Raw genomic sequence first — 15031 nt, 5'->3', positions numbered from 1 at the left:
TCGGGTGGGCGCTCATCCGGGCAACGCCGCCGAGGGTGCCGGCATCCCCGAGGGCGGCCGCAGCCGGTACAGCACCTCGCCGGCGTGCGCCTCGACGAAGGTATGGGGATCGGCCTCACAGGCGGCGATGTCGATCGACGCGGGATCGAGGTAGTCGAGGTTCACCGACCGGACGATGTCCTCCGGGATGCCGGTGGCCAGCGTGACGGTGACCCGGTTGCGCTCGCCGTCGGCCACGCTCCAGGTGCCCTGCCCGCGTAGGTGCGTCGAGTGCGCCAGGTCGCCCCACGGCACCTTTTCGAACCGCTCCCACTGGCCGAGGAAGTAGTCACGGTTGTGATAACCGATCTCGGCGATGTGCGGGTGCATGACGGAGATCTGGGTGATGTGCGGCGCGTAGATGATCACCTCGCCGCCGTCGGCGACGATGGGTTCCAGCTTGTAGAAACCCTTGGCCGCCGTCCAGATGTCCTCGTACTTGCTCGGCATGATCGAGAGCACCCGGCGGACCGGTGCGTCGCGATAGGTGACATGGGTCTGCGCCGACACCGCCGCGCAGGCCGCCCAGGAGTCCTCCGGCACACCGAAAGCGATGGCGTGCAACGTATCGGTCCCGGAAGCCACCACCATGCACAACGCCAGCCGCTGGGTCGGGATCATGGCGGCGGCCTCGTTGATCAGCGCCCGGACCGGTGTGATCCCACTGGTTCCGATCATATCGGCGCTGGTGATGAGCGCACCGACCCAGTGCGACAGGTCGATGAGTTCCTGGCCGGACACGCCGGGAAAGAAGTACTTGTTGCCGCCGGAGAAGCCGACCACCTCGTGCGGGAAGACCGGCCCGACCACCAGCGCGATGTCTGCGTCTGCGACGTGCCGGTTGATCCGGACGTCGACCGCCGGCCCGTTCAGCAGACCGCCGGTCAACTCGCTCAGCCGGGCTGCGGTGATGGTGCCGAGCGTCACGAACGTCTCCGGGAGCCACGACTCGTGGTTGACCACCGTCCAGCCCGGATATACCTGCTCCGCTTCACCTATCGGATATCCGAGATGCCGCGCCAGGTGCTCGTTGCTCATCCCCTGGTGGGTGCCGAGTGCGATGACAACTGTGACCGAGAAGGCCTTGTCGCCGACCGTGTCATGGATCGCCCCCAGCAGCAACGGAAGTGGGCAGGTGCGCGTCCCGTCCGGGACGACGAGGGCGACACGCTTGCCGGTGAAGTCGATCTCGGCCAGCGCGGTACCGATGAACGCCGTCACCTCCGCCGGCGTCAGCTCCACACCGGGGGCGCCGATCATCGTCAGGGGTGGTGCGTTCGATGCAGTGGAGACCAAGGTCACGTTCAGTCCTTCCGGTCACGGGCCGGACCGGCCGACCCGCGTTCGATCAAGTGTGTCGGAACCATCAGTGCGGTGCCGGCAATGGGTTTGGCTCCCCTGATCACGGCCAGCAGATTGCGGACCGCGATGATCCCCATCTGGCGCAGCGGCGCCGCGACGGTGGTCAGCGCCGGGGTGGTCAGACTGGAGGCGAAGATGTCGTCGAAGCCGATGACGCTGACCCGCCCCGGCACGTCGATGCCGGCCGCGGCCAGCCTCTTGATGACCCCGATGGCGACCTGGTCGTTGTAGGCCAGCACCGCGGTCGGCAGGTGCTGGGACAGTTTGATCGCAGCCTCCTGACCGCCGCGGACCGTGGGTGGGAACGGGCCGATGCGACGGGCCGCGACCTTCAGTTTCGCTCCGACCTCCACCAGCGCCCGCCACCTCGCCCCGTCCGCCCAGGATGCTTCGGGGCCGGCCACGTAGGTGATCGAGCGGTGACCGAGCGGGACGAGATATTCCACCACCTGACGGACGCCGGACAGATTGTCGGTGGTCAGGCTCGGCAACTCGGGGATCGAGCGATTGAGCACCACCATCGGCTTCTGCCGCGCGGTCATCTTGATCGCAGCGTCGGACATCCGACTGGTCGCCAGCACCAGACCCTCGACGATCGGGATGACCCGTTCGAGCGCTTCACGTTCCAGCACCTCGGATTCCTGACCGTCGGCCAAGACCATCGTGAAGTTGGCCGCTGCCGCGGCGGACTGTGCCCCCTGGATGATCTCGGTGTAGAACGGGTTCGTCACATCGGAGATGGTCAGCGCGATGATCGACGTCTTTCCGGTCGGCAGGGCCCTGGCCAACGGATTGACCCGGTAGCCAAGGCTCTCGGCTGCTACCCGGACACGTTCGGCGGTAACGGTGTTGACACGCCCTGGCCGGGCGAAGGCGCGGGAAACCGTGGACGCTGCGACGCCGGCCTCGCGGGCGACGTCATAGATGGTGGGTGATCTCGGCACGTCGGCGTCGTCTCCCATGTCAACCTCGTTGGTCTCACCCGCATCAGCAACATCCGCTCCCACTGTAAGGCCCGCTCCGGCCAGTGGCAGCGGACACCATGGGCAGCGACACTCGATCGGGCGAGGGCGGACAGTCCGACTGCCGGTACACGCTCGTCACGATGCGGAGCGTCTTCAGGGCCTCTTCGGCGTCGATCCAGAACGGCCGCCGCTGCTCGACGTGGCGGTAGAAGTCCTCGATCAGCAGAGCGTGCGAGAGGCCCCAATAGGCCTTGGCGCCGGTGGCGGTCCCCTCCTCCGGAATCACCCTGGTGGTGCCGTCGACCGAGGTGACGATCAGATCCTTCTCCAGCCGCACCCGGGCGTGCTCGGTCAGCACCTCGACCATCACCGACGCATCGTCGACATAGGCGTTGGTGGCGTGGAAGATCGAGCCGACACCACCGTGATGCCGCAGCACGATGTTGGCCGTGTCCTCGACCTCGACCGGGTCGTCCAGCGCCAACCGGTCCGCCCGGCCCCTGATCTCGACGACGTCGCCGAGGAACCACTGCAGCAGATCCAGGGTGTGGATGGACTGGTTGATCAGCACCCCGCCACCGCCCCGGGCCCAGGTCCCGCGCCACGGGCTCCGCGAGTAGTAGCCGTTGTCGCGGAACCAGTTCACCGTTGCCCGGCCGCCCCGTGGCCGGCCAAGAGTGCCGCCGTCGATCAGGTCGCGCATCGCTCTCGCGGTGTTGTTGTAACGGTTCTGGTAGCAGACCCCGAGGATGGCCGGGCTGGTCCGGGCCGCCCTGGCCACCGCCTCCCCATCGGCAACCGTGGTGGCCAGGGGCTTCTCGAGCAGGACGTTGACATTCCGGCCGAGCGCAGCGATCGCCATCGGCGCGTGCCGGAAGTGCGGTGTGCAGACGTGCACGACGTCGGGCCGCTCGACGTCCAGCATCTGCTCGAAGTCACCGTACTCGCGGCACCGGTGCTGCAGCGCAGTGGTTCTCGCCCGCTCCGGGTCGGTGTCGCAGACGGCCACCAGCTCCGCCCCCGGCGCTGCAGTGATGGCCTCGAGATGTTGGACGGAGATGACGCCGCACCCGGCCAGCGCAACCCGCAGCGTCACGCGGGTGAGCCACTAGACGTCGAACCACCCGGCATCGACTCACCCGACATCGATCCGTCGACGAGGGAGGCGGGCGGAAGAGTGGCCATCGCCCAGTCGTACGCCATCTGATGGCACTGGCGCAACGGAAGCGACGGTACGTCGACCTCGATCATGTAGTCGCCGGTGAACCCGGACCCGAGGGCCTCGACACAGGCCGCCAGATCGACCTGGCCGAGTCCCGGTTCGGCCCAGATGCGGCCGGCCCTGGTGGCCTCGCGGTAGTCCAGGTCGTCGCGCGCGGCACGTTCGATGCCGGCACGGAACGTGTCCTTGAGGTGGATCCCGACGATCCGGTCGGCGTACTGCTGCAGCACCGACGGCACATCCATGCCGGCCCAGGACATGTGGCCGGTGTCCGGACCGAACGCCAGCAGGTCCGGACCGAGTTCGTCGAGCACCGTCCTGACCTCGACCTCGGTCTCGACCCAGCCGCCGACGTGCGGATGCAGTGCGGGACGGACGCCCTCGGCGAGCATGGCCCGGCACGAGGCGCCGATCCCGTCGACCACCGCTGCCAGCCGGGCCGCGTCGAAGCCGGACCCGACGGCCGGATGCGACATACGCGGCGATCCCGGCGGTTCGACGGTCGAGATCATGCAGACCGACTGGCCGAGCGAGGCCTGCACAGCAGCGAATCTGCCTGCTGTGGTTGCCATCTCGCGGTGCGTATTCCGGTCTGCGAAGGATCCGCTGAACAGGCTGAGCGCCGGCACCAGTCCGAACGTGTCCAGCCAGGGCCGGTAGTCCTGCGCGGCCATGTCGGTGGGGACGTCGGCTTTCACGGCCTGGTAACCGATCTCGGCGAGTTCGGTGAAGGCCCGGCCAAGGGTGGCGGTGGATCGGTCGGGTGTCCCGCCGGCCAGCCAGTAGGCGATCGGGTTGACGGCCAAGCGGCCTCGGGTACTCATGTCTGCCTCTTCCTCAAGGTGTCGATCGAACGGGATGGGGCGGTTACAGGGCGACGGGCAACCCGGTCCGCGCGGATTGGTAGAGGGCCAGGATGACAGCCAGCGACGTGCGGGCGTCACCGGTGCCGACCCGTGGCCGCCCGCCGGTCTGCACCGCCTCGATGAAGTCGGCCAGCTGCCGTTGGTGCGCATCCCCCAGCCCGGCGTCGCTCGGATCCAGAGCGAAGTCCGCCGTCACCTGGTTGCTGCCGGTGCCCGACGAGAGCTTGATCTCCGGCGCCGGGCCCACGTTCTCGTGGAAGAACGTCAGCTCGTCATTCGAGATCACCGCAGATCCCTTGGATCCGAAGAGGCGCAGGCTGGCATCCAGCCCGGGGTAGGCCGCGGTCGTCCCATGGATGATGCCCAGTGCCCCGGACGCGAACTTCACCACGGCTGCCGCGGTGTCCTCCACCTCGATCCGCTCGTGGGCCAGACACGCGGTGTGGGCAAACACCTCGACCGGCGTGCCGACCGCGGTGACCAGCAGGTTGATGGTGTGCACCGTCTGGTTCATGATGGCGCCGCCACCGTCGAGGGCCCACGTACCGCGCCAGTCACCCGAGTCGTAGTAGGTCTGGCCCCGCCACCACGCGTGCGAGGCGATCGCCGAGGTGATGGTGCCCAGGTTCCCGGCGCGGACCGCCTCCAACACCTTCTCGGTCGACTTGTCGAACCGGTGCTGGCTGATCACCGTCACCGTCCGGCCCGACCGCTTCTCGGCATCGATGATGCGATCCGCCGCGGCCAGCGAGATGTCGATCGGTTTCTCGATCACCACGTGCTTGCCGGCGTCCAGCGCAGCGACGGCGAGATCGGCGTGCAGACCGCTCGGGGTGCAGATCGTCACCGCGTCGATGTCGGATCGCGCAAGCAGCGCGGTGACATCGTCGGTGTGGTGGGTGATTCCGAAGTCCTGTGCCAGCGTCGCGGCCCGGTCCGGGTGGCTGTCGGCAATGGCAACCAGTTCGGCCGCCCCGGTGAGATTGGTCAGGGCGCGGCAGTGCACCCGGCCGATCACGCCCGCGCCGATGACGGCGAACCTGATCGGCGTTCCGGCTGTATTCGTGTCAAGGGCTGTGCTGTTGTCGGGGACGGTGCTCATGCGTAGCTGATCCCTTCGCTGTCGAGGATGGCGGTGAAAGCCTTGGTGGCTCTGACGAACTCGTCCGTGCCGGAGAAGCCGCCGAGCGGGTTGACGGCCGCCAGGTGCGGTTCCATGGAGAAGAAGCCGTCATACCCGTCGGCGAGCAGCGCGCGGATGGTCTCCCGTACCTCGCCGTCGCCCTCGCCGGCCGGGACCACCTCGGCGTTGGCCGCGAGCGCGTCCTTGACCTGGATGTACACGGTGTGCGGTCGGAGCCGCTCGTACCCCTGCGTGAACGGGCGGACCCCGACCTGCACGTAGTTGGCGGCATCCCAGGCCAGCTTGAGGCTCGGCAGGTTCACCGATTCGACGATGTCCAGTACCCGCTCCGGGATGTCACCGAAGATCTCCTTCTCGTTCTCGTGCAGCAGCACCACCCCCGTCGGCCGAGCACGCTCCGCCATCACCGTCATCCTGCGGATCACCTCGTCCCGATGATCGACCGGGCGCTGGTCGGTGCGCAGGAAGAAGGAGAAGATCCGAATGTACGGAGCGCCGAGTCGGGTCGCCACCTGCAGCGCCCGGTCGAAGCGGACGAGGTGCTCGTCGAAGTCGTCCTCGATGTTGATCTTGCCGATCGGCGACCCGATGGACGAGACCGCGATCGAGTGAGCGGCCAGGATCTCCTCCACCTCGGCCAGCTGCTCGTCGGCCAGGTCGAGAACGTTGGTGTCCCAGGCGGAACGGAGTTCGAGGAAGGTGATGCCGAGTTGGTCCAGGACCCGGCACTGGGTCTCCAGGTCCGGGTCGATCTCGTCGGCGAATCCCGACAGTGTCCACATGGTGGTGTGTACTCCTTGGTGTGATTGCGTTCCCGATGAATGGTGGGTAGTGCTGTCCTGCAGTTTTCAGCTCAGCTCGCGGCAGGCGGTCGCGACAGCGGCCAGCAGTTCACCATCGGCGGCGAGGCTCGGGTCGAGGAACTCCAGGACCCCGGTGACGGCCTCGTCCAAGGACCCGGCGGCCAGGTCGGCGACGTCGACCTTCGAGTCCTTGACCGGCGCCCCGGCCCCGCGCAGGTGATTGATCCAGGCGGCGACGGCCCGAACCGCACCGGGTGGCATCCGACCGGCCTTCCGCTCCAGCCGCAGGACCGGCAGGATCCGGACGGCGATCTTCTGCGAACCGTCCCCGGCGATCTGGGCCAGCAGATGCCGGATCGCCTGATTGGTGAACCGGGCGACGAGAGCATCGCGATAGTCGGCGTTCTCGGATGCGGGCAACGTCAGGTGGGGCGTTGCCTCCTGCCACCACTCGTCGAGCCAGCCGCGGCAGACCGGGTCGGCCATCGCCTCGGCGATGGTGAGATGTCCTCGCGCACTGCCGGCGTAGGCCAGCAGGCTGTGACCACCGTTGAGCAGCCACAGCTTTCGCTCCTCGAACGGGACGACGTCCGGGACGAACCTGGCCCCGGCGCTGTCCCATCCCGGCCGGCCGGCCGGGAAGTCACCGCACAGCACCCACTCGCTGAACGGTTCGGTGACGACCGGTGCGGCATCGGTCCTGCCGGTCAGTTCCGCGGCCGTGGCACGGTCCCCGTCGATGGTCGCCGGGGTGATCCGGTCGACCATCGTCGTCACGAAGCTGACGTGCACGTCGATCCACTGCCGCAGCCCAGCATCGAGTTGATCGGCGAGATCTCCGACCACCAGGGCGATCACGTGTCCGTTGTCCGGCAAATTGTCACAGGAGACGACGGCCAACGGGCCGGCGCCGGAAGCCCGCCGGGCGGCCAGCCCTGCGACAAGCCGGGCCGGGGCCGTCTGCAGGACGAGCGGCGACAGTCCCTCCTGCAGCGCGCGGAGATCGGCCACCACCTCCGGCCTGGACAGGTCGAGGTGGCCATCGGCCCCCCGGACGTATCCGGCCTCGGTCACCGTCAACGTCACCACGGCGACCGCTGGATCGGCCAGATAGCGGACCAGCGGATGGATATCGGTTCCCGCGTGGGCTCTCACGAGGCTGCCGAGGATCTCGGCCGAGTCGCCCGTGGCGCTACGGGTGATCAGTGTGTAGAGCCCGTCCTGCGCGGTGAGCTCGTCCGCCAGTCGTGTCGAGCGACCGGTGAACGCCGCGATGCCCCAGTCGGCGGCGTCCGGCGCGTTGGCGGTGTACCAGGCCTGGTGCGCACGGAAGAAGTTGCCCAACCCCAGGTGCACGAGGCGAACCGGCGGGACCCGATCGGCCGGCCCACGGGTGAGATCGGGGACGGGATCGCCGGCAGCAGAGCCACTCGCGGTCCCGTTCACAGCTTGAACACCTTCCGCGGCTGCGCCGTCACCAGGTCGGACAGGCTGTCGATCGCCTCGTCCAGGTCCAGCCGGTGCTCGGCCACCAGCTCGGCCAGGAACCCGGCGTCGAGCCGGCGGGACATGTCGTGCCGCGCCGGGATCGAACAGAAGGCCCTGGTGTCGTCGATGAATCCGGAAAGCCTTGACAGACCGGCGATCTCCGAGACCGATCGTTGGAAGCTGCGAATCTCGGTCGGGTTGTCGAGGAACCACCACGGCGCCCCGATGTACACCGACGGATAGAAGCCGGCCAGCGGTGCGATCTCCCGGTTGAACGCATCGGCGTCGACGGTGAACAGCACCAGATGCAGATTCGGGTGGGTGCCGTAGCGTTCCAGCAAGGGCTGCAACGCATTCGTATATTCCGTGGCGACCGGGATGTCGTGCCCGGTGTCGCCCCCGAAAGCCGCGAACGTCGCCGGGTGGTGGTTGCGATGCACCCCGGGGTGCACCGTCATCACCAACCCGTCGTCGCAGGACATCCGGGCCATCTCCAGCAGCATGTGCCGCCGGAATGCGGTGCTCTCGGCGTCGGTGGCCTCTCCCACCCGGGCACTCGAGTAGATCCGCGCAGCCTCGGACGGTTCCAGCGGTGTGGTCCGCAGATCGAAATGACTGTGGTCGGCAGACACCGCACCGTTGGCGATGAAGAACCGTCGCCGTTCCTCCAAGGCCGCGATGTACCCGGTGAAGTCGCCGACCTCCGTTCCGGCCGAGCGCCCCAGCCGGTCGACGTCGCCGACCCAACCGGCCCCCGCCGGTTCGAGGTAGCGGTCGGGCCGGAAGGTCGGGATCACGCGGGTCGGGAAGGTCGGGTCGGCCGCGATGGCCTGGTGGGCCAGCAGGCCGTCCGACGGGTCGTCGGTGGTGGCCAGCACCTCGATGCCGAACTGCGCCAGCAACGCCCGCGGCCGGAAGGCGGTCTCGGCCAGCTTGGCCGCGATCTGGTCGTAGAGACGGTCGGCGTTCTGCGCACTCGGACGTTCCGTGACGCCGAAGATGCCGCCGAGCTCGGAGTCGAACCAGTACCGCATCGGGGTGCCGCGGAAGAGATCCCAGTTGCCGCAGAGCATTCGCCAGGCCTGACGTGCCTTGTCCTCGGGCAGTGGTCCCCGACCGACCCCGAGTTCGGCCAGGGAGATCCCGCTGGCGTGCAACATCCGCGTGACGTAGTGATCCGGTTGCACCAGCAGGCTGGTCGGATCGGCGAAGGGCTCGTCGGCGAGCAGCATGCCGGGATCGACATGACCGTGCGGCGAGATGATCGGGCGGTCGCGCACTGCGGCGTACAACTCGCGCGCGATCCCCCTGGTGCGGGGTTCGCTGGGCAGCAGGCGATCCTCGTGCAGGTTCAGCGGTGCGGCGCGCACGGGAACTGCGGCCCGCTCGGGATTCTCGCTGGTCTTCGGTTCGGTCATCGTCATGGTCAGCCCTTTTCCCCGCCGGCGGTCAGGCCACCCACGAGTTGACGCTGGAAGATCATGTACAGGATCACCACGGGCGCCGCGGAGATCAACGAGGCCGCCATCAGCTGGCCGTACAACGGGAGCGCGCCACCCTCCGTCGTCGACGCGAACGCCGACAACTGGATGGCCACCGTCTGCGTGTCGGGGGTCGTCAGCACACTGGCGAACAGTACGTCGTTCCAGCCGACCAGCAGCGAGAACACCAGCGTGACCACCATTCCCGGGATCATCAACGGGAAGATGATCTTCCGCAGCGCACCGAACCGGGTCAGACCGTCGATCATCGCGGCCTCTTCGAACGCCACCGGAATCTGCTGCAGGTTGGTGACCAACAACCAGGTGGCGAACGGGATGGCGAACGTCAGGTAGGTCAGGATCAGTGCCGGGCGAGAACCGACGATCGGGATGCCGAGCGCAGATCCGAGCGAGGAGAACACCACGAAGAGCGGCAGGATGATCATCACGCCCGGGATCGACTGCAAGCCGACCAGGGAACTCAGGAAGGGTGCGCGTCCGCGGAAGCTGAAACGGGTCAGGCAGTAGGCGGCGCCCAGCCCGAAGAAGGTGGCGATGACGGCAGCCGACAACGAGGCAATCAGGCTGTTGACCAGACCTTTGGCCAGGTCAACGGTCGACCACACATCCAGGTAGTTCCGGAAGAGGAACGTACTCGGCCAGATCTTCCCGGCCGCGGCGTCGAGATCAGGACTGACCGAGATCAGCAGCATGTAGACGACCGGGAGCAGGAACAGCAGCAGGACGGCGATCGTCACGAACTGCAGCCAACGGGGCAGCAGACGCTGCGGATCGCGATCCCGGCGGAGGTTGGTGCGGGTCTTCCCGCTACTCCGCGGTTCGATGCCGGAAACGGTGGTCATGTCAGTCCTCCCCGGGTGCGGCGGTCAACTTGGAGGCCCGCAGGTAGAACACCGCGGGCACGATCATCAGGATCAGCGAGACGACAGACATGGCACTGCCCAGCCCGAACCGGAAAGTCTGGAAGGAGGTCTGGTAGATGTTCACCGGAAGGGTCAGTGCGGGATCAGGGGAAGGCGTGCCGAAAAGGACGAACGGCAGGGTGAAGTTGTTGAAATGGCTGAGCGTCGACAGCAGCAGGCCCAGCGCCAATTGATGACGGATCTGCGGGATCACCACGTACCGGATCTTCTGCATCCAGGTGATGCCGTCCATGTCGGCCGCTTCGTACAATTCGTTGGGGATGCTCTGCAGGCCGGCGATCGTCATCATGTAGACGAACGGCCAGGCAGCCCAGATGTCTACGATGACCAGGGCCCAGAAGGCCTTGTCACCGATCAGCCATTGACCGCCGTCGATTCCGAACTTGGCCAGTACCTCGTTGAAAACACCGTCCGGCCGAAGAATGAACCGCCAGACCGTGGCCGTCACGAACGACGGAAGCACGAAGGGGATCAGAAATGCCGAGCGCACCAGGAAACGGCCACGGAACCTTGTGTTCACCGCCAATGCTGCCAGCAATCCGATCGGCGCGCAGACCAAGGTGGTCAGGACGGAGAACGACAGGCTGACCCAGATGGAATGCAGAAGGCCCGACGAGCGGAACGACTCGAAGTAGTTGTCGAGCCCGAGGAAGGGTGCGCCGAACCACGAGCGGAGACTGTACTGATCGAGGTCGAGAAAGCTGATGACGACAGCGATCAGGAACGGCACCACGATGACGAGCGTCAGGAGGACGAGGGTCGGCGACATCAACCACAGCGGCCGCCCGCCGACCGTTCGGGCCTTCCTCGGCTTTTCGGGCCGTGGCCGCGGCTCGGTCGTTACCGTCCAGGGCACCTTGGTGTCGGTACTCATTTGTTGGCTCGGTCCAAGCTCGACTGGGCCTTGGCGTTGGCACTGCTCAGCAGCGCGGCGAGTGCACTCGTGTCGTAGCTGCCCTTGGCCAGTGATGGCTGCGACTGGACGACGACATTGGTGATCCCGTTCTGGAAGTCGGCCCAGGCGCCGGTGAAAGCCGTTGGTGTCGAACCTTTCTCGGCCTCGGTAAAGGGAGCCAGCAGCGGGTTGGCCGCGGCGACCTTTGCGCTGGCCTCGACACTGGTCGGCAGGTTGCCGAAGTAGGTGAACTGCGAGACCTGCATATCGGTGCTGGTGATCAGGTTGACGTAGGCCAAGGCGAGGTCCTTGTTCTTGGAATACGCGGCAATGGCCACGTTGTCGCCCGAGACGATGCTCTGGGCGGCCGGCGCACCGGCCGGACGGGCCGTCAGTCCGAAGGGCACGGATGGCAGTGGGGCGAAGGCGTACTTGCCCTTGACGACCGACTTGTCCAGCGTGGGCACCGAGGTACCGGTGGCCATCGGGAAGATCGCAGCCTTTCCGGTTGCGAAGGCGGAAAGGGCATCGGCGTCCTTCCAACCCGGACTGGACGAGCTGACCACCTTGTCCTTCACCAGAAGATCGAAGTAGCTCGTGATGGCGGCGGAGACCTGCGGCGAGTCGAGCTGGGCCTTCTTCATGTCCGCGCTCAGGAACGAACCACCGGACTGCTCGGTGAGCGACCAGATGAACTTCCACGGGTCATAGGTGTCGCCGTAGGCGATGGCAAGCCCGTAGACGTCACCACTGGTCAGCTTCTTGGCGTCCGCGACGAGCTGGTCCCAGGTGGTCGCCGGGGAGGTGATCCCCGCGGCCTTGAACATCTCGGTGTTGTAGACCATGCCGAACGGGCGGGTGGCCACGGGAATGCCGATCTGCGTCTTCGCGTCCGGCCCGGACATCCCGAGCGACTCGGGACTGAACCGCGCACGACCGCCGACTTTCGCCCAGTCCGCATCCGACAGAGTCACGAAACCCTTGGTGCCATAGGCGACCGGCGTGAAGGTAGTGCCCAGCTGGTAGACGTCCGGGCCGCTCCCGCTGACGATCGACGCCTGGATCTTGGTCGTCTCGTCCGAGGCGCTCGCGTAGGTCTCGATCGTCAGGTCGGCCCCGGTCGCCGCCTTGAACTTCGCGGTGACCTCCTTGGACCAGGCGGCGAACTGTGTCGGGTAGTTGGGCTGGGCCCCGACGAAGACGTCCAGGCTTCCCCCGCTCCCCGATCCGGCACTGGTGCTGCTGCTGCCGCAGCCGGTGAGCAAGAGCGAGGCGCTGGCCAGAATGGCCACCGCGGTGGTGGTGGGACGCGATCGACGCATGATCCACTCCTCTCGGCGAACCCGTCCACGTTGGCGGGTTCGTGTGGAGCGACCGTAGGAGAGACGAACGTCATACGGGAACCGGTTGCCATAAGTTGCCACGGACCCGTGTTCTGCGGCGATTCGCTTTCACCCTGCCCACCCACCTAACCTCGCGGGCATGCAGGACTCACGGATCCGGACCGTCAACCCGGCGGACGGACTCCCCGCACACTTCCGGCGGGTGGTCAGCTTCCATCCCCGCGGCGGCCGGCTGAACGATGTGCAGCGGCGCGCCTGGAACGAGCACGCCGACCACTGGTACCTCGATCCGGAGTCCTTCTCCCCCCAGAACCCGTTCGACGGGGACGCGATCTTCGGGCGGTCTGCGCCGCTGGTCATCGAGATCGGTTCCGGCATGGGCGAGTCGACAGCCGCGATGGGTCTGGCCCGCAAGGACATCAACCTGCTGGCCATCGAGGTCTACAAACCCGGTGTGGCGCAGACCTTCCACCACCTGGCGCGGGCCGGTGTCGAGAACGTCCGGGTGATGCGCGGCGACGGCGTGCAGATCCTCACCGACCTCATCGGGCCCGGTGCGCTGGCCGAGGCCTGGCTCTTCTTCCCGGACCCATGGCCGAAGACCAAGCACCTGAAGCGACGGCTGGTGAACCCGGCGTTCACCGAGCTCGTCGCCTCGCGCCTTCGACGCGGCGGGGTCTTCCGGCTGGCCACCGATTGGGAGCCGTACGCCGAGCAGATGCTCGCCGTCTGCGCCACCACCAAAGGGCTGCGCAATGCCTATCCCGGCTGGGCCGCGCGGCCGGAGTTCCGCCCCCGCACCCGCTTCGAGCGCCGTGGCCTGGCCGCCGGCCGCGAGATCTTCGACCTCGAGTTCGCCCGCCGCTGACGGGTGTGGCGTCGCGGTGTGCCGTGGGGGGTGGTCGCCCTGGAGTCGCTCCGCGCGCCATCCTGCCCGCGCTGCGCACCCAGGATGGGACCAAGAGCTGCGCGCACCCGACATCGAGCCTTTTGCGGGGGAATGCGGTTCTGCCATCCTGCACCGTCATAGGTCGGTCTTCGCGGCCACTCCCACCCGGCATGAACAGGTCGTTTAGTTGCGACGATCGTCCGTTGTGACCGACTGTCGGTTCTGTCTGTGCCATCGGCGTGGTGGGTCGGTCTTCGCAGCCCCTCCCACCCGGCCTGACCAGGTCCGACAGCCCCGACCGGTGTCCGTTTCGGGGGACTGTCGGTTCTACCTGTGCCACCGGCGCGGTGGGTCGGCCCTGCGAGCCACCCTCGCCCAGCAGCACCATCCTGACGACGCCCCCGACCCCGCCGATTCCTACTGGGAACCCGGCCCGGCGCAGACCGCGATCAACGCCGTCGCCACCGCGGTGGACGGCCTGCTCGAAGTGGACCCGACCGCCCCCGGCACCGGCGCCACCCTGGACCTGCTGCGCGCCGTCGAAATGCAGACCCGCCGGCTCTACGGCATGTCGGTGTCCGTCATCTCCCAGATGGACCACCGCGGCCTCGCCGCCGCCGCCGGGCAACTGTCCACCACCTCCCTGGTCCGGCAGATCATCAACATCAGCCGCACCGACGCCGCCGCCCGCGTCCGCCTCTCCGCAGCGACCAGCGTCGGCACCGGGATGTCCGGCGCCCCCATCCCCGCGCGGCTACCGCTGCTGGCCGCCGCCGTCCACGCCGGAACCATCGGACCCAGACACGCCGACCTGGTCACCGGGGTGTTCAAAACCTTCGACGCGTCGGTGCCGCAGGAGCTGCGGGAATCGGTGGAGACATTCCTGGTCGCCGAAGCCACCGTGGCGGATCCGTCGACGTTCGATCAGGTGTGCCGCAGCATCATCCTCGCCGCCAACCCCGACGGGCCGCAGGAGGAGAAGGACGCCCACGACAAGCAGGAATTTCACATCGGCGCGCGCCGACCCGACGGACTGACCAAAGTGTGGGGGCTGCTGGATGATTTGACCGTGGAATCGCTGCGGGTGGTGTTCGGCGCGATGTGCGCACCCGCCGCCGACCGCAACAAATGCGACGCCCCCGACCCCGCCCCCGCACCCGACCCTGGCCCGGCCGACGGGACAACCAGCGATCCGAAGCCCACCGCGGATGCCGACGAGACCGGCGGCCCCACCGCGGATGCCGACGAGACCAGCGGCGCCACCGCGGACGCCGATGCCGACGTCGACCTCGGCCTCGGCCTCGGCCTTCCAGACAGCTCCGACTCCACCACCCAGGAACCAACCGGCGAGCACCCCGCCGGTAAACCGGATATCGACCTGACATCCGAGCAAGCGACAGGAACCCCGGACGACGTCGACAACCGAGTCGAAGCCACAGACATCCATGACCCCGTGAACCGCAGCAACCCCGACAATAGCGAAAATGATTCAGCAGCAACCGATGTCGGCCCGCTGCCGATCTGGCGGGCACCACGCGTGCCCTACCAGTGGGCGCCGCTGGGCACCCTGCCCGGCGACTACCTCCACCT

General features: G+C 67.4%; 13 protein-coding genes. 2 read left to right on the top strand and 11 right to left on the bottom strand.

Annotated features, from left to right (window positions below):
- Positions 1-12 precede the first annotated feature (12 nt).
- The 11 genes from ABIB25_RS12885 to ABIB25_RS12835 all read right to left on the bottom strand — a co-directional run bounded on the left by ABIB25_RS12885 (position 13) and on the right by ABIB25_RS12835 (position 12531).
- A complete protein-coding gene (locus ABIB25_RS12885; RefSeq protein ID WP_502919810.1) occupies positions 13-1299 on the bottom strand; it encodes a lactate racemase domain-containing protein in 1287 nt (428 codons plus the stop codon).
- 44 nt (positions 1300-1343) lie between these two features.
- A complete protein-coding gene (locus tag ABIB25_RS12880) occupies positions 1344-2363 on the bottom strand; it encodes a LacI family DNA-binding transcriptional regulator (protein ID WP_354528863.1) in 1020 nt (339 codons plus the stop codon).
- Between the two features lie 25 nt (positions 2364-2388).
- Complete coding sequence (locus ABIB25_RS12875) at positions 2389-3462, bottom strand: Gfo/Idh/MocA family protein (RefSeq protein WP_354528862.1); 1074 nt, start codon at positions 3460-3462, stop codon at positions 2389-2391.
- Positions 3459-4412 (bottom strand): sugar phosphate isomerase/epimerase family protein, encoded by a 954-nt coding sequence (locus ABIB25_RS12870; RefSeq protein ID WP_354528861.1) that lies wholly within the window; start codon positions 4410-4412, stop codon positions 3459-3461. The genes ABIB25_RS12875 and ABIB25_RS12870 overlap by 4 nt, the downstream gene beginning before the upstream one ends.
- Before the next feature lie 43 nt (positions 4413-4455).
- Entirely contained in the window at positions 4456-5556 is a 1101-nt protein-coding gene (locus tag ABIB25_RS12865; protein WP_354528860.1) for a Gfo/Idh/MocA family protein, read from the bottom strand.
- Positions 5553-6380 (bottom strand): sugar phosphate isomerase/epimerase family protein, encoded by an 828-nt coding sequence (locus ABIB25_RS12860; RefSeq protein ID WP_354528859.1) that lies wholly within the window; start codon positions 6378-6380, stop codon positions 5553-5555. Before ABIB25_RS12860 ends, ABIB25_RS12865 begins: the two co-directional genes overlap by 4 nt.
- Positions 6381-6446: 66 nt before the next feature.
- The gene (locus ABIB25_RS12855) at positions 6447-7847 is read right to left on the bottom strand and encodes a mannitol dehydrogenase family protein (RefSeq protein WP_354528858.1); all 1401 of its coding nucleotides are present in this window, start codon (positions 7845-7847) and stop codon (positions 6447-6449) included.
- Entirely contained in the window at positions 7844-9307 is a 1464-nt protein-coding gene (gene uxaC / locus ABIB25_RS12850) for a glucuronate isomerase (RefSeq protein ID WP_354529047.1), read from the bottom strand. Before uxaC ends, ABIB25_RS12855 begins: the two co-directional genes overlap by 4 nt.
- Before the next feature lie 8 nt (positions 9308-9315).
- On the bottom strand, positions 9316-10233 hold the full coding sequence (locus tag ABIB25_RS12845; protein WP_354528857.1) for a carbohydrate ABC transporter permease: 918 nt from the start codon (positions 10231-10233) through the stop codon (positions 9316-9318).
- A 1-nt stretch (position 10234) separates the two neighbouring features.
- On the bottom strand, positions 10235-11083 hold the full coding sequence (locus ABIB25_RS12840) for a carbohydrate ABC transporter permease (RefSeq protein ID WP_354528856.1): 849 nt from the start codon (positions 11081-11083) through the stop codon (positions 10235-10237).
- A 101-nt stretch (positions 11084-11184) separates the two neighbouring features.
- The gene (locus ABIB25_RS12835) at positions 11185-12531 is read right to left on the bottom strand and encodes an ABC transporter substrate-binding protein (RefSeq protein ID WP_354528855.1); all 1347 of its coding nucleotides are present in this window, start codon (positions 12529-12531) and stop codon (positions 11185-11187) included.
- 160 nt (positions 12532-12691) lie between these two features.
- Between ABIB25_RS12835 and trmB the strand changes: the two genes are divergently transcribed.
- A complete protein-coding gene (gene trmB / locus ABIB25_RS12830) occupies positions 12692-13420 on the top strand; it encodes a tRNA (guanosine(46)-N7)-methyltransferase TrmB (RefSeq protein WP_354528854.1) in 729 nt (242 codons plus the stop codon).
- Positions 13421-13742: 322 nt separating this feature from the next.
- The coding region (locus ABIB25_RS12825) for a DUF222 domain-containing protein (RefSeq protein ID WP_354528853.1) at positions 13743-15031 on the top strand (1289 nt) is incomplete at its 3' end.

This window comes from Nakamurella sp. UYEF19, from assembly GCF_040546275.1.
Classification (GTDB): Bacteria; Actinomycetota; Actinomycetes; order Mycobacteriales; family Nakamurellaceae; genus Nakamurella.
This window is presented reverse-complemented; position numbering and strand designations above follow the sequence as displayed.

Bases quoted from the DNA above. Each gene is read 5' to 3' on its own strand.
- ABIB25_RS12845 (WP_354528857.1), bottom strand. From the start codon at position 10,233: ATGACCACCGTTTCCGGCATCGAACCGCGGAGTAGCGGGAAGACCCGC.
- uxaC (WP_354529047.1), bottom strand. From the start codon at position 9,307: ATGACCGAACCGAAGACCAGCGAGAATCCCGAGCGGGCCGCAGTTCCC.
- ABIB25_RS12865 (WP_354528860.1), bottom strand. From the start codon at position 5,556: ATGAGCACCGTCCCCGACAACAGCACAGCCCTTGACACGAATACAGCC.
- ABIB25_RS12840 (WP_354528856.1), bottom strand. From the start codon at position 11,083: ATGTCGCCGACCCTCGTCCTCCTGACGCTCGTCATCGTGGTGCCGTTC.
- ABIB25_RS12880 (WP_354528863.1), bottom strand. From the start codon at position 2,363: ATGGGAGACGACGCCGACGTGCCGAGATCACCCACCATCTATGACGTC.
- ABIB25_RS12870 (WP_354528861.1), bottom strand. From the start codon at position 4,412: ATGAGTACCCGAGGCCGCTTGGCCGTCAACCCGATCGCCTACTGGCTG.
- ABIB25_RS12885 (WP_502919810.1), bottom strand. From the start codon at position 1,299: ATGATCGGCGCCCCCGGTGTGGAGCTGACGCCGGCGGAGGTGACGGCG.
- ABIB25_RS12835 (WP_354528855.1), bottom strand. From the start codon at position 12,531: ATGCGTCGATCGCGTCCCACCACCACCGCGGTGGCCATTCTGGCCAGC.
- trmB (WP_354528854.1), top strand. From the start codon at position 12,692: ATGCAGGACTCACGGATCCGGACCGTCAACCCGGCGGACGGACTCCCC.
- ABIB25_RS12860 (WP_354528859.1), bottom strand. From the start codon at position 6,380: ATGTGGACACTGTCGGGATTCGCCGACGAGATCGACCCGGACCTGGAG.